26 protein-coding genes are annotated in these 19,608 nt (G+C 47.1%); 21 read left to right on the top strand and 5 right to left on the bottom strand.

The window, feature by feature from the left end; all coding sequences use genetic code 11:
• Position 1: 1 nt before the first annotated feature.
• Complete coding sequence (locus CWM47_RS20560) at positions 2–481, bottom strand: LexA family protein (protein ID WP_262511972.1); 480 nt, start codon at positions 479–481, stop codon at positions 2–4.
• 109 nt (positions 482–590) lie between these two features.
• On the opposite strand from CWM47_RS20560, the gene CWM47_RS20555 reads away from it, so the two are divergent.
• The 5 genes from CWM47_RS20555 to CWM47_RS20535 all read left to right on the top strand — a co-directional run bounded on the left by CWM47_RS20555 (position 591) and on the right by CWM47_RS20535 (position 3,669).
• Positions 591–851, top strand: coding sequence for a hypothetical protein (locus CWM47_RS20555; RefSeq protein WP_100990071.1), 261 nt, complete (start codon positions 591–593; stop codon positions 849–851).
• 53 nt (positions 852–904) lie between these two features.
• Positions 905–1,117: a hypothetical protein gene (locus CWM47_RS20550; RefSeq protein ID WP_157816004.1), complete on the top strand. Its 213-nt coding sequence runs from the start codon at positions 905–907 to the stop codon at positions 1,115–1,117.
• Positions 1,118–1,209: 92 nt separating this feature from the next.
• Entirely contained in the window at positions 1,210–2,295 is a 1,086-nt protein-coding gene (dinB, locus tag CWM47_RS20545; RefSeq protein WP_100993977.1) for a DNA polymerase IV, read from the top strand.
• A 242-nt stretch (positions 2,296–2,537) separates the two neighbouring features.
• Positions 2,538–3,164: a PD-(D/E)XK nuclease-like domain-containing protein gene (locus tag CWM47_RS20540; RefSeq protein ID WP_240625369.1), complete on the top strand. Its 627-nt coding sequence runs from the start codon at positions 2,538–2,540 to the stop codon at positions 3,162–3,164.
• Positions 3,165–3,228: 64 nt separating this feature from the next.
• Positions 3,229–3,669 (top strand): DUF4326 domain-containing protein, encoded by a 441-nt coding sequence (locus CWM47_RS20535; protein ID WP_100990069.1) that lies wholly within the window; start codon positions 3,229–3,231, stop codon positions 3,667–3,669.
• Between the two features lie 16 nt (positions 3,670–3,685).
• Here CWM47_RS20535 and CWM47_RS20530 read toward each other — a convergent pair whose 3' ends face one another.
• Entirely contained in the window at positions 3,686–5,407 is a 1,722-nt protein-coding gene (locus CWM47_RS20530) for a hypothetical protein (protein ID WP_157816003.1), read from the bottom strand.
• A 2-nt stretch (positions 5,408–5,409) separates the two neighbouring features.
• Complete coding sequence (locus tag CWM47_RS20525) at positions 5,410–5,856, bottom strand: hypothetical protein (protein WP_157816002.1); 447 nt, start codon at positions 5,854–5,856, stop codon at positions 5,410–5,412.
• A gap of 515 nt (positions 5,857–6,371) precedes the next feature.
• Between CWM47_RS20525 and CWM47_RS20515 the strand changes: the two genes are divergently transcribed.
• The 10 genes from CWM47_RS20515 to CWM47_RS20470 all read left to right on the top strand — a co-directional run bounded on the left by CWM47_RS20515 (position 6,372) and on the right by CWM47_RS20470 (position 13,408).
• Positions 6,372–6,758: a LytTR family transcriptional regulator DNA-binding domain-containing protein gene (locus CWM47_RS20515; protein ID WP_100990065.1), complete on the top strand. Its 387-nt coding sequence runs from the start codon at positions 6,372–6,374 to the stop codon at positions 6,756–6,758.
• Positions 6,755–7,966: a phosphoadenosine phosphosulfate reductase domain-containing protein gene (locus CWM47_RS20510; protein ID WP_157816001.1), complete on the top strand. Its 1,212-nt coding sequence runs from the start codon at positions 6,755–6,757 to the stop codon at positions 7,964–7,966. Before CWM47_RS20515 ends, CWM47_RS20510 begins: the two co-directional genes overlap by 4 nt.
• A gap of 217 nt (positions 7,967–8,183) precedes the next feature.
• On the top strand, positions 8,184–8,438 hold the full coding sequence (locus tag CWM47_RS20505) for a hypothetical protein (RefSeq protein ID WP_100990063.1): 255 nt from the start codon (positions 8,184–8,186) through the stop codon (positions 8,436–8,438).
• Positions 8,439–8,446: 8 nt separating this feature from the next.
• Entirely contained in the window at positions 8,447–8,986 is a 540-nt protein-coding gene (locus CWM47_RS20500; RefSeq protein WP_100990062.1) for a hypothetical protein, read from the top strand.
• A 109-nt stretch (positions 8,987–9,095) separates the two neighbouring features.
• A complete protein-coding gene (locus CWM47_RS20495) occupies positions 9,096–9,572 on the top strand; it encodes a hypothetical protein (protein WP_100990061.1) in 477 nt (158 codons plus the stop codon).
• Positions 9,573–9,900: 328 nt separating this feature from the next.
• A complete protein-coding gene (locus tag CWM47_RS20490; RefSeq protein ID WP_100990060.1) occupies positions 9,901–10,422 on the top strand; it encodes a prtrc system protein e in 522 nt (173 codons plus the stop codon).
• A 9-nt stretch (positions 10,423–10,431) separates the two neighbouring features.
• On the top strand, positions 10,432–10,653 hold the full coding sequence (locus CWM47_RS20485) for a PRTRC system protein C (RefSeq protein WP_100990059.1): 222 nt from the start codon (positions 10,432–10,434) through the stop codon (positions 10,651–10,653).
• A 62-nt stretch (positions 10,654–10,715) separates the two neighbouring features.
• A complete protein-coding gene (locus CWM47_RS20480) occupies positions 10,716–11,894 on the top strand; it encodes a hypothetical protein (protein WP_100990058.1) in 1,179 nt (392 codons plus the stop codon).
• Positions 11,815–12,549: a PRTRC system protein B gene (locus CWM47_RS20475; RefSeq protein WP_100990057.1), complete on the top strand. Its 735-nt coding sequence runs from the start codon at positions 11,815–11,817 to the stop codon at positions 12,547–12,549. Before CWM47_RS20480 ends, CWM47_RS20475 begins: the two co-directional genes overlap by 80 nt.
• Positions 12,536–13,408, top strand: coding sequence for a PRTRC system ThiF family protein (locus CWM47_RS20470; protein WP_100990056.1), 873 nt, complete (start codon positions 12,536–12,538; stop codon positions 13,406–13,408). The genes CWM47_RS20475 and CWM47_RS20470 overlap by 14 nt, the downstream gene beginning before the upstream one ends.
• A 69-nt stretch (positions 13,409–13,477) precedes the next feature.
• Here CWM47_RS20470 and CWM47_RS39815 read toward each other — a convergent pair whose 3' ends face one another.
• Positions 13,478–13,744 (bottom strand): transposase, encoded by a 267-nt coding sequence (locus CWM47_RS39815; RefSeq protein ID WP_100990055.1) that lies wholly within the window; start codon positions 13,742–13,744, stop codon positions 13,478–13,480.
• A gap of 25 nt (positions 13,745–13,769) precedes the next feature.
• Here CWM47_RS39815 and CWM47_RS20460 point away from each other — a divergent pair, with 25 nt between their 5' ends.
• The 4 genes from CWM47_RS20460 (at position 13,770) to CWM47_RS20445 (ending at position 17,100) form a co-directional block, all read left to right on the top strand.
• The gene (locus CWM47_RS20460) at positions 13,770–13,997 is read left to right on the top strand and encodes a transposase (RefSeq protein WP_100990054.1); all 228 of its coding nucleotides are present in this window, start codon (positions 13,770–13,772) and stop codon (positions 13,995–13,997) included.
• Positions 13,998–14,078: 81 nt separating this feature from the next.
• The gene (locus CWM47_RS20455) at positions 14,079–14,573 is read left to right on the top strand and encodes a (2Fe-2S)-binding protein (protein WP_100990053.1); all 495 of its coding nucleotides are present in this window, start codon (positions 14,079–14,081) and stop codon (positions 14,571–14,573) included.
• A gap of 2 nt (positions 14,574–14,575) precedes the next feature.
• Positions 14,576–16,729 (top strand): xanthine dehydrogenase family protein molybdopterin-binding subunit, encoded by a 2,154-nt coding sequence (locus tag CWM47_RS20450; protein WP_100990052.1) that lies wholly within the window; start codon positions 14,576–14,578, stop codon positions 16,727–16,729.
• Positions 16,730–16,803: 74 nt separating this feature from the next.
• On the top strand, positions 16,804–17,100 hold the full coding sequence (locus tag CWM47_RS20445) for an antibiotic biosynthesis monooxygenase family protein (RefSeq protein WP_100990051.1): 297 nt from the start codon (positions 16,804–16,806) through the stop codon (positions 17,098–17,100).
• 64 nt (positions 17,101–17,164) lie between these two features.
• On the opposite strand, the gene CWM47_RS20440 is transcribed toward CWM47_RS20445, so the two are convergent.
• Entirely contained in the window at positions 17,165–17,539 is a 375-nt protein-coding gene (locus CWM47_RS20440; RefSeq protein ID WP_100990050.1) for a hypothetical protein, read from the bottom strand.
• A 308-nt stretch (positions 17,540–17,847) separates the two neighbouring features.
• Between CWM47_RS20440 and CWM47_RS20435 the strand changes: the two genes are divergently transcribed.
• Both CWM47_RS20435 and CWM47_RS20430 read left to right on the top strand, forming a co-directional pair.
• On the top strand, positions 17,848–18,369 hold the full coding sequence (locus CWM47_RS20435) for a GreA/GreB family elongation factor (RefSeq protein ID WP_100990049.1): 522 nt from the start codon (positions 17,848–17,850) through the stop codon (positions 18,367–18,369).
• A gap of 102 nt (positions 18,370–18,471) precedes the next feature.
• Complete coding sequence (locus tag CWM47_RS20430) at positions 18,472–19,593, top strand: glycoside hydrolase family 43 protein (protein ID WP_100990048.1); 1,122 nt, start codon at positions 18,472–18,474, stop codon at positions 19,591–19,593.
• Positions 19,594–19,608 lie beyond the last annotated feature (15 nt).

Raw genomic sequence — 19,608 nt, 5'->3', positions numbered from 1 at the left:
GTTAGGGCAAGATCGATGGTTTAAAAAATACCCAGACAACGGTTCCAAACACAAAGGAGTCCTCCCCTGGGTCACCCGGGTGCATATAGATTGGCTCGTAGCTTGGATTGTCTGCTTTCAGCAGCAACATCTCCCCTACCCGCTTCATACGCCTGACAACGTATCCCTCATTCACAAACGCCACAATAACCTGACCATCGACAGGCTCAATCAGACAATCCACCACCAGAATATCCCCGTCATCAATCCTGGAATCGAGTCGGGCACGCGGATTGACCATACTGTTTCCTTCAACTCGAACAAAATAGGTATCGTCAGGATGGACGATACACAACTCGTTCAAATCCAAGACGTTTTCCAAATAATCGGTCGCCGGCGAGGGAAACCCGCAGTGGACGCGTGAAAGAAATAACGGTATTCTTAACCGACTTTTTATGCCAGCTTTTCTAATTGTAAATCGGGTTCTGACCCTTGTTTTCATAGGCATCTAATACAAGTAAAATATAATTTCGGGGGCTATTATATGTGTACTGTATTATAAATCCTAATGTTTTCAGGTTTTTACGTAAATTAGAGCTTAAAATTTGGTCATGACCCTCTACGAGTTCAATCGGCTTTCCCACGAAAAGCAGCTGGCAAGTGCCTTCGAAGACGGCACTTTTTTAGTAACCAGACGAGTCGGCATATCGTATTTATGTCTGTATGCCCTGGAAACTTTCTACGTTGAGATCCGCTACAGTCAGGATCTAAATCAGATAACAGCCTGCCGTTCGTTCCGCAGCAGCATTGCTTTAGAGCCTTATCTTGAGCAAATCGGTTTAGATGTCTACCCGATGGCAAATAATTCATAACCACTTCTTCCGTCATGCAGGGTGGCTACGGCCGGTTTTCGATAACGTGTTCAATGACCGAAAAGAAAATGCTCAAACCTGATCAGCCCGAACTGGATCGGCAGTTGCGGGAATTCGAGGCAGCTTTATACCGGATGACCGGGCGTTGGTATAGTCCGGCTGAACAGATAGTAACGGCTCAGACAAGCCGCTTTCAGCAGACTGGTTCATGTAATCTAAGTCATCCGTCCAATTATAAGCCGGAGATCGAATCGGTTTATCCATAGCCTTGAAATCGATGCGTAATGTCCAAAATTTTGGACATTACGCACCTCGGAAAAATAAATTTTTCAACTTAAACGACACCTGGGATTCATTCATGGCGCAGGAACAGACTCAATTTCGTAAAATTATCCACGTCGATATGGACGCCTTTTACGCATCGGTTGAGCAGCGCGATAATCCTGACTTACGCGGAAAGCCTGTGGCCGTTGGCGGCTCCCGTCAGCGGGGTGTTGTCGCGGCAGCCAGCTATGAAGCCCGAACCTATGGCGTACGTTCGGCAATGGCCTCGTCGATCGCGATCCGGAAGTGCCCTGACCTACTATTTGTCAAGCCGCGATTTGAGGTATATAAAGCCGTATCGGCTCAGATTCGGACTGTGTTTGCTCAGTATACGGATTTGATTGAACCGCTCTCACTCGATGAAGCGTATCTGGATGTAACGGCTAGCCTACCCGATGGGTGCACCGCTACGCAACTGGCGCAAACCATTAAGGAGCAGATTAAAGCACGAACCCAATTAACGGCATCAGCGGGGGTTTCCTATAATAAATTCTTAGCTAAATTAGCCTCGGACTATCGAAAACCGGATGGACTATTTGTCATCAAACCACACCAGGGCCTGGCATTTGTCGAAAAACTTCTGGTTGGCCAGTTTCATGGTATTGGCCGCGTAACGGCCGATAAAATGAATCAGCTGGGCATCTTTACGGGGATGGATTTACGGGCGCGGAGCGAACTATTCTTAAACGAGCATTTTGGCAAGGCAGGTGCTTACTTTTATTCCATAGCGCGCGCTATTGATCAGCGGCCGGTTACGCCCAATCGGGAACGGAAGTCAGTGGGCGCTGAAACAACGTTTGAGCAGGATTTGACCGATTATGCCGCTATAGCGGATCAGTTAAGCCCACTAGTCATACGAGTGTGGGCTTACTGTGAACGCACGGGTATGGTAGGCAGAACGGTCACGTTAAAAGTCAAGTACGCGGATTTTCAGCAGATTACCCGAAGTCGGACAATGCTCACGGCCGTCACTAATTTATCTCAGCTACAACAACTGAGTATGGACTTGCTATCGGGAATCCAGGACTTAACAAAAGGGGTACGACTGGTGGGCATCAGTCTGTCCAGCTTTCAAACGATTCAGGCATTACCCAGCGGTCAATTAATGTTAGATTTGTAGCACTATATTACGTTGGTTAAACAACGCCATAAACACCCATAGTGAAGAGGTACGTCGGGGACAGGTATTTTGGGTACTAACTTCACTAATTCGGCGTAAGCCCAATTGCTATTAATAACAGGGTAAAAAGCTGTTAAACAAGGGTTTACTTACTTCTCTGTTAAGTCCGTTGGCGCATCAGCGCGGTGTATCTTGTTGTTGTAAAAAGCTTATCTGGTGGGTATTTACAACAACAGCAGATTATGAATTACCGAGCCATTCCCCGAATTGCTAACTCGGACTTGACCGAGTTTAAAAACAAACTTCTGTTCGGACGTAAGCCGATCCCAATCTTTAGCCAGGCACTGGCATTCGGTACTCTTTTCCATGACCACTTATTACTGACTCCTGGCGTCGAACCCGCTGGTAAGGGGGCTACGGCTATAAAACGGATGCTTGAGGTGATACGAAACGACGCTGATTTTCCTGAACTGCTCAAAAAGGGTATCTGTGAGCAGGCGCACTTTTGGGAGGATGAACGGACAAAACTTCTCTGCAAAGCACGAATTGACTTACGCGTTCCGGCAGAAAGCCTGATCGTTGACGTTAAAACGACGTCGGCTACAAGCTACACAGAATTTTTAACCGCTTGTCAAACGTATGATTACGACCGCCAGGCCGCTTTCTATCTGGATGGTTGCCAACAGGGTGGACAAGGCGTTACCAGGTATCAGATCCTGGGAGTTCAAAAACAGAAGCCCCATCAATTGTTTAAGCTGGAACACGTAATCGACGATTCATTTATTAACTATGGTCGCCGTAAATACCAGTCATTATTGCGGTCCTGGAAACAGCAGCCTTATCAACCAACATCCTGGCAAATCGAGTAAAAATAGCAGCTCAAGCCACCAGCAAAATTCCAATCCAAAAAAACGCATAAACAGACAAACGTAAATGCCTATCCGTGTACAGCGTAAACGAACGAAAGGATACCGGTTACCACCAAACACAATCAGTGTCTGTCGGCCCGGCCGGTTTGGTAATCCGTTCCAACTAACCGACGTTTATGAGCTAGCCGAGCAGCAAGGCGCTAAAGCAGGAATCGTTAATCCGGAACAAATTCACCAACTAGCCCAGCAACTGGTCGTTGACCGGTTCGCTCAACTACTGGCTGATCCCTATGCTTTACCGAGTGATGGGTCTTCTGTTAGCGAAGCCATTCGGCAGCGGTTTGTTTGGATGCGTGGTAACCTGATCTTATTAAAAGGAAAAAATTTAGCCTGCTTTTGCTCCCTTTTAGCAAAGGAAGGGAAGCCTAACCCCTGTCATGCTGATACACTTCTGCTTTATTCGAATGATGAAAGTTTATTTCACCTTGGACTTAAGTTGGAATGATACCGTGTCGATTAATTTATGAACTAGCTAAACCAAGGGCCTCCGTCAGCCGGGTCATCAGGGCTTCCTGGTCAACATATTCTGGTATTAAATCTTGCACTGTGGACCGGAAATCTTCGTACTTTTTAAACACGTGCCTTTGATATTGTTCAGGCGTTTGAGGAACGAACTGATTAATTATGCGGTAACGGGCCTTATATTGATGCATAACTTCTTTGATAGTCAGGTGGCCTGAACGCGCTAAAAATTGAATACTGAGAATGTCTTTCAGATGCATTAAGGTAACATCATGGACGTAGGGCGCAGATATAGGATCATCATTAAATTTTTTGCGAAACTCTTCATTAACAATGAATTGAACACTACTCAAGGAGAAAAAGTCGTCCGTGTGAACAATGATTGGGTAAATCTGCAGCGATTTAGCCAGTTCAGGTGATATGGGGTCGAAGTTAAAACCCCCATTTGCCACAGTCTTTAAGACCGACAATAGCTGGCTTATTCCTTTCTTCTGCTGCTTGCCATCGTTGGTGCTTGCGACTAATTTTTTTAATACAGCCTCTTTAATTTGTGTAGCATCGGCCGAATGTTTAACGCCGGCAGCTATGATGCTATTCTTAAATTCAAACAGAAAAAGCCGGTTCCCATCCCGGACGTAATAATCCGAATATTCTGAATCCGAATAACGATTACCTGGAACAGCAACGAACTGACTTTTAGGCCTAAAACACCCTTCTAAAAACCGGTAAAACAAATTTGTCTCAGCAAATTCCTGGCCTAAATGCTGGAGAAAGTTATCGAATCGTTTGAATTTATCTTGGATTGAAGTTAATTGGTAGAAATCAAAAAGCAGTCCCTGGTAAATCTTGTCAACGTAGAAATTATGAAAAAGGGGGTAATACTGCCTTGGCCCTTCTTTTATTAAAGGCTTTGTGCGAATAAGTTTAAAGTCAGGATCGGGTGAGTACGTGGCGCTTAAGTCTTTAAGCTGGTCCATCGACAAATCATAGGCAAACGAGTCAAAAAAAGCTATGTCTGCCTCTGAGCCTTCCTTAACGCTGAAGTCGAACGATTCAGCTGTAAAGATGCCCGCGTACGTACCGACTAGATGACGGAGATACTCTGCATAATCAGCTACATGTTTTTTAGTTGTAAATTCCAGTAAGTAAGGCTGGAGATCGTTATTCTCAGACAGGTACTCGAAAAAGGCATGGGCCAGCATTGTTTGATAGGCAAAATCCTTTCGGCCCGTAAACTCGTAATGATCGGCCTCATTGACCAGCATCATGTCCGCAATGTCACCGTCCTGTTGTCCTAACGCTTCCTGAACTGCTTCATCTCCGGCGGAATTAATTAGCAGCCAGAGTTTAAACTGAACCCACTCATCGGCTACATCATGGCTATCTTTCGGCGGTAGATCATTAAAGTTTAACAGAATCTGCTCGGTAAGTTGCAAAAGTTGGTGAGCGGTGAAAAGTACGACCTGGCCATTCGATGCATGAACTTGGTGTTTGAATGAAGTATATCGCTCATTCAAATCTGGAAATTCGTCAAAAACGCGAATCCATTTGTAAAAAATTTTCTCTTGCGCAGCTAAATTACGCTGTTTCAGATGGACCTGAGCGTTCAGAAAAGCGGTTGCTTTTAATAAATCGCGGGATGATGCCGTCGCCAGCAAATCCGAAATCTGGGGTCTGGTTTGCTCTGGAAAAAAGTCCTCAAACTTAGGATACACAGCCATTGTCATACAGTGGGCAGGATATGCCGGCGCATCTGGAAGTAAATGCGTTGCCGACGAGTAAAGGAATCACTTAACAGCTCGATACCTTGCTGACTGGCCATCCGGCTGCGATCCAGCCGGCGTAAGGGGAGATTGCCCTGGCCATACAAGGCAATGACTTCACCTGACTCATCAACCAAATCTTCCCACAAAAATGTAGCGTAAAACTCGCTTTCGGTTAGGCCATCGATCCACCGCTGCACCTGCTCATGCGAAACCCCACTCCGGAGATACAAATGCCGGATCACATCCTGATCAACCTGAAGCCGATGTTGTTGACGGCAAACCTGCTGGTGCAGCTGCACACGACGCTGCTGCTCACGGCGTATCCTGCTCAGTAAAATTAAGGCCAGCACCGTAAGGACTGACACCAGTGCGATGAGACCAATGCAGCAGAAGAAAAGAGTCATGAGCGTAAAATCTGATCCATATAGATCGGTAAAGGCGATTGTCTGATTAAAATAATGGATAAAAATTGACTTGTAAAAAAGATGGCGTAAACGCCGGTATAACAGGGAAAAGGGCGGCCCGGACAATACGCGCAGCCAGTACATTTTGGTCATTGCCCCCCCTGAAGAGCTGTATCTTTAGGAAAGAAGAAACAGTGAACTGTCCCCGGATGCTATGGCTAAGCAAAAAGAAAATCCCTTTAGATGTGAAGTGCGCATCAAGGGTCAAACCGAACCATTCGCTACGTTCAAATTCCAGTCAGACGCCAGACATTTCGCGGAATGGTCAAGAGAAGTGTACATGAATAATACCGAACTCTGGCAGGATGGAGAACTGATTCTTGAATTCAAAAAGCCAAGTTGATTGGCTGACTTTAGAGAGAGCCGTCAGACAAGCTTACTAAGGGACGCCTTGCCCCTATGCGCTCTTTAGTCGTGCGGTGGCTCGTTAACCTGTTTATTAATTCTTCCCGGTCATGAATCATCGACCCTTCTCATTGGCTCGACAGGTATGCTATTTGTCAGGCGAACAGAATTATACCTGGACCCATCTTTTATCGGGATACCGGGATCTTCGACGGGGCCCGCTTGCCCTAGTGGCTCAGTATTATCCCAGCTTTCTGCGAATTCATAAACAATACGTTATCAATCCGGAATATCTGCTTCAGATACATCAGCAAACCCGCTCTCAGAAACGCCCTTTGTTTGACGTTGAGCTAGTGGGTGGCGTGCGTTTACCTATTGCCCAAAGCCGGGTATACACGCTTTTACCCGTGTTACAAAGTATGCTGCAACGGAATCAATCCCAGACCTGCAGCAGGTCATGCCGGAAAGCAAAGAAGACAAACCAAATCCTTATATGAGCCAGCTTTCTCTTTTTGCTTCACCTGAAATGTCCGTCCGTTCAACGGACGAGGGTTTTGGCCTGGCCATTGATGACGAAGTCAATCGCCTACTCGCTCAGCAGGCCCCGGTTGCCATTGGCATTAGTGGCGGAAAAGATTCATCGGCCTGTGCCTGGGCCGTAATGGCTTACCTGAACCGGATCGGTCACCGGGGTCCGCGCGTCCTGGTTCATGCAGACCTGGGGCAGATTGAATGGGAGGACTCCGCCCGTATTTGTCAACGGGTAGCTCATCAACTAGGCATTCCGTTAATTACCGTACAACGCCGGCAGGGAGGCATGATCGAGCGTTGGCAACAACGTTGGCAATCTAATGTGGAACGCTACAAAAACCTCTCCTGCGTATCGCTAATTCTGCCCTGGTCGACCCCATCCATGCGGTTCTGCACGAGCGAATTGAAAACAGCCATTATCTGCCAGCGACTAACCGAACTGTTTCCCAATCAGGTAATCATTTCGGTAACCGGCGTTCGCCGGACCGAAAGCAAGGACCGGCAGCGTACGCCCGTCCAGCAGCCCCAGCCGGCCCTGTTGCGTAAGAAAAAGAATACAAGCGGTATTACCTGGAATCCCCTGGTCGACTGGACGCTGGCTCAGGTTTGGGACGCCCACAAGGTAGGAAACTTGCCCATTCACCAAGCCTATCGCCACTACGGTTGCAGCCGGGTTTCGTGTACCTTTTGCATTATGTCTAGTCAGTCCGATTTACGCGGGGCGCTTAAAGCCCTCCACAATCATGCAGCGTATCGTCAGCTGATCGATCTTGAAAATGCATCGGGTTTCTCCTTTCAGGGTTCTACCTGGCTGGCAAGCCTGGCACCAGAGCTTTTATCGGCTGAACAGCAAATGGGCCACCGGCAAGCCAAGTATCGAGCGCAGGAGAGGACCGCCTTACAACAAAGGCTGCCAAAAAGAATCCGCTTTACCAAAGGCTGGCCAACCGAGATGATCGGATTGGACGATGCAAAGGTACTGGCGATGGTGCGACAGCACATCGCGCAGCTGTATGGATGGGCCGACATGCCCTACACGACTGCGGAATCTATTCAACGGCGGTACGCAGAATTGTTACGTCAGAAATCGCTTCGCAAATCGAAAAATCCAGTGGCTGTAGAGGTGGGCCCGGCCAGACGTAGCCGGAACAGACGACAAAAAAGACACGGATAAAACCTGAACAATGTTCGTGAAAATGGCCTAAGACTTGGACGTCTTTGGTAACCGGAAAAGGGTGAAACGCTCCATAGGTGTCATTTACAAAGCTATTCACCCTGCCTGTATCACTTCACCCAATCATTCAAGATAACGGGGGAAAGAAGGCAACACAGCTTTGCAAGCCGTATCAACTAGCGACCATACCCAGGGCTGACGGGCGTATCTTTAGTACATGGAACACGCCTCAACTGCTCCCCGCCTTCGCCAGATTCAGGTGCCGCCCGTCCGCAAAAGCAAGCGGCCCCCAACCCTCCATATTCGCCGGATCAAACTGGCCGGGGGGCGTTTAGAGTACCGCATTCCCATCGAGGTAGACCGGACTTCGTACGCGCAACTTTGGTGCGATAAACGCGATCGAAAAGCCACTGAGCAGCGGCTGATCGAGCAAAACGCCGATAAGCGGGTGAAATTTTATAGCCTAAAATAGACGCCGCCATGGCAAGTAAACAACTGAACCTCTTTAGTTCTCCTGCAGACGTCGCTCTACAACCGCTGCGCGTTACGCCCTTACCGGATGTTGGTAGCCTGATCGAACGCATTGGCAGTGATGAGGACTGGCAGGAGCGGACGCTAAGTGAGGTGCTGGAACTGTGGCCTTGTCTGTATGATGAATACGTCCAAGTACTGCTGGAGCCCCGAAAGCAGGCAGAAGAATGGTTTAAGCAAAATGGAACCCATTATGAGACGGCCAGCCCAGCCACCCGCCAGCATTACCGGCGCGAGCATGCCGCCCTGGCGGACGCAAAAAACCTGTTTCATTCCATCCTTTATGGGTTGTATAGCCAGCGGATGGAAACGTTGTTTGCGCAGGCTAAACAACGGTTAATCAGTAAGGGCCTGACTGGGGTAGCCCTGGAGGGGTGTGAAGAATTTTTCAACGATGTATTTCAACGGCCTGAGTACCCGGATTTAGGTAAACGACTCCCTCAGCTAATGAATGATTTAGCGGTTGAGTACGCCAAATCAGTTACCTGATTAGGATACGTATATAGGTAGCCGTTCGATAATAAAAGAATCACTTCACCTTTTTTATTACGCCTATGGCCAGGCCATAACAGGGGAGAAGGCGCGCTAATATTGCCTTATGATTTTAGTCGTAAGCCAGTCCAATTCCGTATCGAACCCTATTTTTAATAGCGTAAACCAGCAAACGTCTATTAATATGGAAAATGGTCATAACGGTCAGCTACCCAAACACACGCTCCCCAAATACCAGATTTTAGGCTACCCGCAATCAGACGTGCAGTTTCAAATCGACCTGAAAGCCAAGACGCTTTTTCTAATTGATTTGGATCAGGGTGGGCGTAGCCTAACCAATGATATGAATAACGCCCTGTGCCGGTTGATTCATTACCAACGAGTAGCAGGTCAGCCGGTGAAGCTCAATGAGTTTACAATATTTTATTCCGACTCTACCGGAACGGTGGATGGTGTGCGTGTTTCGTTTGGCTTAATGGGTAGCCTGTCACATTCGTTTTACTCAGTTTCTATTTACGACCTGAGCCCGAACCACCGTTCCCGGAACGGAGGTTCCCGGAACGGTGGTTCGGGGCTGGAATAGGCCCTACGGGACGACAATTTTCTGATCGATCCGGCGCATCCGGATTTTTCAACCCTAACCACCGAAGCGCCTTCGATGGTCGTATACCGATCGCATCGCACACAGCGGGCGAGTCGGCTATCTCTACTTTACTTCACCGACTCATCTGTGTTGACCGCGAAGGGGTCGATTCCTGGACCCAGGCAGGCTAACTGGTAACTAGCTAAACATAACAGGGAAAAGGGCTTTCCCCATCCCTTTAACGAACACTTGTTACCCCACCCCATACCCGGCTGAATGGCTATCTTTAGATCAGTAAACAACACACAATTCATTTCCTGAACAGCGTATGGAGTTTTTTCAAAAAGTCCACCAGCTTGGCTTGCAGGGCGATTTAAAAATCGTCTGTCAAACCGTAGGTGAAAAACTCATTGTTAGCGTTCTGCTGACCAACGAGCAATGCGGAGACAAAGCCCAACAGCTAATAAAGCCCCTGTTGTTCAATGGACTTCCAGAAGCTATTGATGAAGCTTTTTTTAGAAAGATTACAGAGCCCTATCAGCAGACTTCCCAATTGCTGGTCAGTATGGAGGACCATCTCAAAAGTGTTGCGCTGGCCAGTGAGCAGTCGGCAATGGCAAAAGCGGCTGAAACCAAACAGAGAAAAGAAGCCGAGGAACAGAAAAAAACCTATGATGGCCTCATGGTCAAAGTGACTGAACTGGAAGAAGCCGGAAAATACCGCGAAGCGTGTGCAAAACTGCCCGACCCGACCCTATTTCCCAACCAGCAGGAAGCCATCACCAAAAAGCGGGAAGAATTAGTTCAGAAGTTCAGTGCCCCTACCCTATTTGAATCAATTAATGCATAAACAACGCGTATGAACCTGATCGCCACAACCTATAAACGGGTATTTATTATTCAGGACAAAGGCCAGCCTGTTGAACTGGCTGACCCTGAACGCTCCTTAAGCCCCCAAGCCGTACTGAATTTTTATGCCAACAGTTATCCTCTTTTAACGACGGCAAAAGTAAGTGAGGGGCAAGTCAGAAACGACCGCATCGAGTACCGTTTTGATAGCGTTATGGGTACGAAAGGTTAATTCCTAGCGATCATGGGCAAACCCGCCAGAGTTATTTCAACGGACTATCCCTATTCCAATCAATGGCAACGCTCCTCGGCAATAGCCGCGTTTCTGCTCTCCCTCAACTCACTCCCCGACGCGGCTCACAGCGTCGTTCAGAAACGACGATCTTTACCGCTGAGTCAGCTACCGATGGTTTTTTAAGATACCGTTTCGAGCCAGTTGTTGAGGAACTGGCCGAATTCCACGATCAGGCGATTATCGAAGCGGAGTTCTTTCAATCCCTGTTGTTTTTATCTCAAGCGTATGGGTTTGGTTTTGACGTAACGGCAATGGAAAATACCAGCGTTTATCCGCATAATGTTTTTCTTGCGTTTTCACAGGCCGAAGCTGCCCTGCAAGCGGCAGACCCCAATGCATCGCTGGCCATTATCGAGGACGATGATACCCTCCGATCAACCCTTGCCGTTTACAAGGTATATGAAACGGGCTTTACCTCGTATTATATACCGCTGGAACCCCTTTACCAGACGCTCAAGGGAAAAAGCAGGTTGTCGGCTTCGGCCCTGTTATGTTCGTTGGTATCGTATCTGCATACGGTGGCCGGTGTGGCCTTCTTTTCCGACGAGAGTAGCTTTGTCTATTACCAATGTGATATGATGGCAGAATCCATGCGGGAGGACGACGAGGAAAACCAGCTGGCTGAATTTGAGACGCTGTTAACCGATACCCGACTGGGCGGCTCTATCCTACAACGGTACATAGGTTGGAACCAGCGGCATCTGGATGCGTTTGAAACGCGTCACCAATCCTTCCGGCCTACCGATGAATGGGAAGAAGCATTACACCGGATCAGCGGCTCATTTTTGAGCTTATATCGTCAGTACCCTGACCGCACCTACTACCGAAGCTATGAGCGGGGATTGGCCCATTCCGACGATGATTATTCCATTGACCCCGACCAGCGCATTGGTTTTTTATGGCAATGGGGGGATTGGGTCCATGATAACATACTGGAATCGTTGGACTGCGATTTTAACGGGGGCGGGTACGTTGAAGAACCATTGGCGTATCATTTGTTTGACCGGCCTTGCGCCGAACCACCGCTTTGTTTAGCCTTTGAGGAGGTATTCTATACCAGCCTTGATGCGTTAGCCGACCTACTAAAAAACCTTGCTGATGAACAACATAACCGCCAATTACGGGAAGTCGTATCTGCCAACGCAGGGACTGCTGGTCTATCGACAGGCGAGCAATAGTCATCATGGGCATGTGCAAGCCTTCGACGTTGACCCTGTTTCTGGTCATCCCATTAATTTTCATCCCTTAACCGAACAAGAGTCAAAGCAGTTAGCCAAAATCCTGACGGTGGAAAAAGAAAAGAAAAAAGGGTTTTTACGACTCAACGGGCTGTTGCCCGAAAACGTACTTTATCTGGATGCCGATCAGGGCCGGGTAATGTGGTACACCCCCCCGCAACAGCGTCACTTATATTTCATCGAGTCGTTAACGATACCGAACGGGATAGCTTCTCTACCCGCGTTGGTATGGTTGGCTTCCAAGAATTATTTATTTCTGTTTGCCCTGCTGAGTGCCGAGAAACCAACGATAGATACCCCCTTGTATTATGCTCCGTTTTTCAATACCAACAAGCAGGGCGGGGTCTGCATGGGAACTGTCAGCGTCGGTATTCGTCAGTCGTCCACGCTCAACGAATTTATGGCGGCATGGGAAGAAAGCTTTTTCAATTCGTACTTCTCACACCTGTTCGATGAACATCAGCCGGTACAGGGTAACATTATTCAACTATGGCAACGACTGATTGATCAGCATACAGATTTCCCTCTTGACGTACTCGTTACCAGCCCCTTCACGTTAAAGCTACTTACTGGTTATACAGATGAAAACAACTAGACCCCGCGTGGATTCGCCCGAACAAGGGCGACCAAGTGTTCATTTTACCGCTTCATACCTGCTGAATCCGACTAATCCTCTGACGGTTAATTTAATCGGGGCCGGGGGGACCGGTTCGCAGGTGTTGACCTTGCTGGCCAGAATGAACCACGCCTTTACCGAATTAGGCCATCCCGGTTTACAGGTTCGGTTATGGGACGGTGATACCGTCAGCCAAGCGAACCTGGGTAGACAGTTATTTGCCCATTCTGAATTGAAACTCAACAAAGCAGTTGCCTTAATTAACCGGGTCAACGGTTTTTTTGGCACCAACTGGAAAGCGGTTCCAACCCCCTACTGTATCAGCCGCCTTCGGGGAAATTCGCGCCAGCACGCATCGGCCAATCTGTTTATTACGTGCGTAGATACCGTATCGGCACGGCGGGAAATCGCGCTGATATTACAGGAACTAAGGGTACAGGCCAAACAGGACCGGGTCGCGCCTGACCGGGTCGCGTTCGACCGCGACAGACCCTATTACTGGCTTGATTACGGGAACAGTCAACAAATCGGTCAGGTCATTTTATCGACTGTTGGCGAAATTGAACAACCCCCTACGCAGGAGTATGTTGCTGTTGGCCAGCTTCCCTTTATTACGGACGAATTTGACCAGTTACTTCTCGAAGCTGACCAGTCCGATAATACGCCCAGCTGTTCACTGGCCGAAGCGTTGCAAAAGCAGGAGTTATTTATTAATTCAACACTGGCCAATCATGGCTGTTCCCTACTTTGGACCCTGTTCCGTAAAGCGATGACACCCCACCGGGGCTGTTTCCTTAATCTGGAAACGGGTCGCACCGCTCCTTTGCCCATCGCCTAACCGGGATGGCTTTACCCTGGTTACTTTACTTCACCTTCTCAAGCCTGTTTGTTCAGTGACTATAAGTAATTAGGCAGAATTAAGCTTGATACTAACTTGGGTATTTTTTACAATAAGGTTTGTAAAGCTGATGGTATATATCGACCCATACTCCTTAAAAATATAAAGAATAGCTTTCTTTAAGGTTGACCAGCTTTTATAATGCGTTTTGTTAAGCCACTTATATTTGCAGAAGCGCCACAGAATTTCAATGGGATTCAGATGAGGACTGTAGGTAGGTAAATAAAAAATGGATAGACCTTGGCTTTCCCAAGTATCAAATTCGGTTTTAACCACTCTAGCTAGCTAGGGCTTAGCCCGCTTGGCCAAATGGCATGAAAAAGTACGCCAAGCGGGATTCAAAACTTTCAACACCGTGGCCCGTTCTATCCAAAATCATTATGAAACGATTCTCAACTACTTTGACAACCGCAGTACCAACGCTTCAGCCGAGTCGTTCAATGCGAAGATCAAAGCATTTCGAAGTCAATTCCGCGGGGTGCGAAACATCGAATTCTTTCTGTACCGCCTAACTCAGTTATATGCTTAATCCTTGATGCTCCACAACTTTTGGAATTGATCCACATTAACTTTATGTATATTAGACGTTTCATCTCCTTCTGCCCTAGAAATGGCCATCTTCAAACTCCAAATTAACGGCCGCAGCTTTCAAGCTGATGTCGAGCCTGACACACCCTTGTTATGGGTTCTACGCGATAATCTCGGTCTGGTCGGTACAAAGTACGGTTGCGGCATTGCTCAATGTGGTGCATGTACGGTGCACCTAAACGGGGAAGCTACCCGTTCATGTGTATTGCCTGTTTCTGCCGTGGGTAAATCGAAAGTAACAACTATAGAAGGTCTGTCCGCTACAGGTACCCATCCCGTTCAGGTTGCCTGGGATAAAATAGACGTACCTCAATGTGGGTATTGTCAGGCAGGTCAAATCATGACCGCAACTGCTTTACTTAAACGAAATCCTAAACCATCCTCAGCCGAAATAGATGAAACAATGACAGGAAATATCTGTCGATGTGGAACCTATCATCGGATTCGGGAAGCTGTGAAGGTCGCTTCAATGTCGATGGGTACATCAGGTGCTATTAAATCTTCTAAAACGAAATAGTCATGAAGAATATAGAGCATACAAATAGAAGGGGCTTTTTAAAATTAGCCACGCTGGCTGGGGGTGGGCTTGTTTTAGGGTTTAGTTGGGTTAAGGCTGAAGCAATTGGGTCAACTGTTGCTAGTGGTGCTATTATAGCTGGTGCCGATTTCAATAGCTATTTGTCCATCAGCCCGGAGGGGATCGTTACCATTCTCTCACCAAATCCCGAAGTGGGACAAGGAATAAAAACGGCTTTCCCAATTATAGTTGCCGAAGAATTAGACGCGGACTGGAGCAAGGTTGTGGTTGAACAGGCACCACTCGATACCAAGAAATTTGAACGCCAGGTAGCAGGTGGAAGTGGTTCAATCCCACACTCCTGGGAGCGTCTTCGCAAAGCGGGAGCCACAGCCCGGATGATGTTAGTTGAAGCGGCTGCTAAACGCTGGAATGTGCCCTCATCAGAATGTACTACAGAAAATGGATTTGTTGCGCATTCTGGCAGCAACCGTAAGGCGAGTTATGGTGAGCTAGCTAACGAAGCGGCCCAACTGGCGGTTCCGACGAATGTTAAACTGAAGGCGATAAAAGACTTCAAACTGATTGGCAGCACAATTCGAAACGTAGATAACCCCAAAATTATCACGGGGAAACCCCTGTTTGGTCTGGACTTTTACCGTGAAGGCATGCTATTTGCCATGATCCAGCGTCCAGCATTTGGTTATAAATTAAAATCGTTGAACGCTGAAGCTGCAAAAGCGATGTCGGGTATTGTCAACGTGGTAACATTCGATAACAATGTGGCCGTGGTTGGTAAGTCAACCTGGCAGGTGAAAAAGGCGAAAGACGCGCTGAAAATAGAGTGGGAGAAGGCAGATGCGTTAGAAAGCACCGCCGATCACAACCGTATATTTAAAGAGTTACTTGATGGATCAGGTGCAACAGTTCGTCGAAAAGATGGTGATGTAGAAACCGCGTTTAAAAATGCGGCAAAAGTCGTCAAGGCAGAATACCAATGCCCGTTCCTGTCGCATGCGCCAATGGAGCCAATGAATTTCTTCGCGCACGTCCGCCCGGATGGTGTTGAACTAGTGGGACCGACACAAACACCCGAATTAGCGAGAAATGAAACGGCTAAATTGCTTGGCATTACGCCCGATAAGGTTTCTGTCCAGTTGACTCGTATGGGTGGAGGTTTTGGCCGTCGGCTAAAAGCAGATTATGTTGTGGAGGCTGTCCAGGTATCGAAGTTGGTTAATGCACCGGTAAAAGTGATCTGGACGCGCGAAGACGACATGACTGGCGGCAGCTATCGCCCGGCGGTTCGATACCGATTTGAAGCGGCTTTGGATGCACAGGGTAACATGATTGGTTATAAGCTGCGTGGTGCTAGTATAAACGCCGGCAATTCAACGAGAGAGGATAATTTTCCGGCGGGGGCTGTCGATAACCTGTTAATTGACAGCGTAGATCACAAATCGCCCATTACCACCGGCCCCTGGCGAGCACCAATTACAAACTTTCTCGCCTTTGCCGAGCAGTCGTTCATAGATGAAGTAGCGCAGGCTGCGGGAAAAGACCCTGTGCGATTTAGATTGGAGCTGTTGGATAAAGCCAAACAAAAGCCAACGGGGGCCATCAAATACGACATTGACCGAATGAAAGGAGTGATTAATCTGGCGGTTGAGAAGTCAGGATGGGGCAAGAAAAAGGGAGCTGATGGTAAGCCTGTCGCCCAGGGCTTTAGCGTTTATTTCTCGCACCGTTCGTATGTGGCTCAAGTTGGCGAGGTTGTTATGCAAAAAGGAAAGCCTGTCTTGCAAAAGGTTTATTCAGCAGCGGATTGTGGCGTCGTTATTAATCAGAGCGGATCACAGCAGCAGGTGCGTGGTTGCATCGTAGATGGGATCGGGCATGCAATGTACGGTAACCTTACCTTTAAAGATGGTGTACCGCAACAGAAAAATTTCAATGAATACCGACTCATTCGCCTGAATGAAATTCCTGAAGTAGATGTACATTTTGTGCAGAATGAAATCGATCCTACAGGGTTAGGAGAACCTTCTCTTCCTCCGGCAGGTGGTGCTGTTGCCAACGCTATCTTTAAGGCAACGGGCAAACGACTAAGAAGCCAACCTTTTGCCGAGCAGGAAGAATTTAAAGGAATATCGTAATCCAACAACACCGACAACTGTACTTAAGCGTTTTTTGATTAGTAAAGAGTACTCACTTTTAACATATCACGCCTATGTATGCAAGGGTTATTCAATTCCCTTTGAAGAGCGAAAGTATTCCTGACGCTATAAATTATTTTCGGGATTCTGTTGGTCCGGCGCTTAAAGAACTTGACGGATTTAAAAACAGTCGAATGCTGACAAATCCCGTCGACAATAAGGGTTTGATGGTAACGATTTGGGAGTCTGAGGCCGCACGTCAGGCCGCTGAATCCAGTGGTTTTCTGCAAGACATCCTTAAACACATGAGTAACTACTTCGCCGGAGCCCCTACCGTCGATTATTACGAAGTGAGTGTTCAGATAGTTTAAAAAGCAGTCTTTTAACAACGAAACCCTGGATGAAAGTCTGGGGTTTCGTTGTTAAAAGATGCCTTCACTGCAAAGCCACGATGCGGGTTACCTGCAATGCAGGTGCTGTCGATAGATTGAATTGTTTGCGTATACTTCCCTCGCTCGAACTTACTTCCAGTTCATATTGTCCATCGGTCAATTCGTTGACATCCAGTTTTACTGCATACGTTGACTCTTTCTTACTGATGTTCTGTCGGAATAAGATCTCATTGTCTTTATTACGTAGCAGCACGACGACAGGGACTTTAGTGTTCTTTTGAACAGCTACCCGAATTTGTTTATTAACTGTGACATAGGCGCTGGCATCAAATGATAATGCTTTAGGGTTCGTTGGATTTGTTAGAGTAGCTGCACTGATTAATACAGAACCGGCTAAGTTGCTTAATAGTGAAAACATGGTAGTGTGTATTTGAATGTTTGTAGTTGTTTACTGTTCATAGTTACTAAGCCAAAGGTTGTGCCAAACAATATATTGTTCTGATAATTAGATAGTTATTTTGATTGCTTAGTTTGGTAGTGTCCATAACTGGACATGCATTGTTCACTTGCGGACAAACTTATAGTGTCATCGAGGTTCAAAAAAGGCTTTAGTTGTGACCTGTCATAACAACGAGTTAAACGGCATATAAACGGGAATGAGTTTAGGGTTCTCTATAAACAAGATGCCCTTAGCACAGTTAAGTTGCTGTAAATGGTGATAATAATATGAGTAGTGCTTTTCTGAAGAATGAGCGTGCCGACGATCCTGTCGTTATTCCGGCTCGGGCTCCTTTGCCACCGGGTACGACGAATTATGTGACGTATAGAGGTTTATCCTTGTTAAGAGAAGAATTGGCTGCGCTTGAGCAGGAACATGCACACACGCAAATTCATGAACTTGACGAAACAGAACGCATGCGCAAATTAGCGTTGCTGAATGGACAAATAGGAGCGCTCAATCAGCGAATTGCAACGGCAAAAGTTGTTGATAATCATGAACAACCACATCATGAAGTGCGCTTTGGAGCAACTGTTCATTTAAAAAGCCAGAGTACTAAACATGGTAAAGCTAATCGCCAGTTAACAATTGTAGGGGTTGATGAAGCCGATGCCACAAACGGACGAATTGCCTTTACGGCCCCAATTGCACGACTTATGCTCGGAAAGAGTGTAGGTGATTCGATAGCGTTACGAACAATAAAGGGCGAAAACGTACTGAAAATTACGGATATCTCGTACGAAGGCTAATTTTTCTACTTCCAGCGTTATTGTTGTGTTTTACGTGTTCAGTAAAACGAGAGCGGCTTGCCCTTTGCCTGTTAGTACTCCAACAAATCATTTAAGCTAAATATGATTAATACCCGTAAGCTCAGTTATCTGGCGCTTGTCGTTGTTGTTTCGGGCGTGTTCCTCGGAGCCTGTCAAAGTAATAAGTCAAAGACGGAAAGTAACGAAAAGGATACAGTAGCCAGTGATACAACAGCTAGTGCCAATGCTTTACCAAAGCCTCTAGTAAGCGATATATACACCGCTGATCCGTCCGCTCATGTTTTCAATGGGAAGATTTACATTTACCCTTCCCACGATATAGATGCGGGGGTAAAAGAGGACGATGAAGGCGCTCACTTCGCCATGCAGGATTACCATATTCTATCAATGGATAGCATTAATGGTAAGGTTACCGATCATGGCGTGGGGCTGGATATAAAGAATATACCCTGGGCTGGTCGTCAATTATGGGCGCCTGATGCTGCCTATAAAAACGGTATGTATTACCTGTATTTTCCGGTCAAGGACAAAAGCGATGTGTTCCGAATGGGTGTTGCGACCAGCAAATCGCCCAGTGGGCCATTTAAGGCAGAACCTACGCCAATTGCGGGCAGTTACAGTATAGATCCGGCTGTTTTTACCGATACGGATGGCCAAGCCTATATGTACTTCGGCGGAATCTGGGGCGGGCAACTGCAACGTTGGGCTACTGGGAAATACGAGAAAAATGGTTCAAAAACAGATCTTGGCACCGATAAAGCGCCTGCTTTGTCGGCTAAGATAGCCCGCTTGAGTAAAGATATGCTGCATTTTGATGAAGTAGCTAAAGATGTAAAAATCATTGATAAAAACGGGAAGCCGCTCTTGGGCGGTGACCATGACCGACGGTTTTTTGAAGGTGGCTGGATGCACAAGTATAAGGACAAATACTACTTCTCATATTCCACAGGCGACACCCATTGGTTGGTTTATGCCGTTGGTAATTCGCCTTATGGGCCTTTCACCTACCAGGGAGTGATTATGAAGCCGGTTAAGGGGTGGACAACGCACCACTCAATTGTTGAATTCAAGGGCAAATGGTACATCTTTTACCATGATACCGAACTATCGGGGAAAACCCACCTGCGGAATGTTAAGGTAACGGAGCTGCATCGTGAGGCAGATGGTACTATTGAGCCTATTGATCCATATTCGACGAAATAGCTGTATTTAATTTGT

Origin of the sequence: Spirosoma pollinicola (assembly GCF_002831565.1) — a bacterium.
Taxonomy (GTDB): Bacteria; Bacteroidota; Bacteroidia; order Cytophagales; family Spirosomataceae; genus Spirosoma; species Spirosoma pollinicola.
The sequence above is the reverse complement of the archived record's forward strand: the minus strand, read 5'-3'. Positions and strand labels throughout refer to the sequence as shown.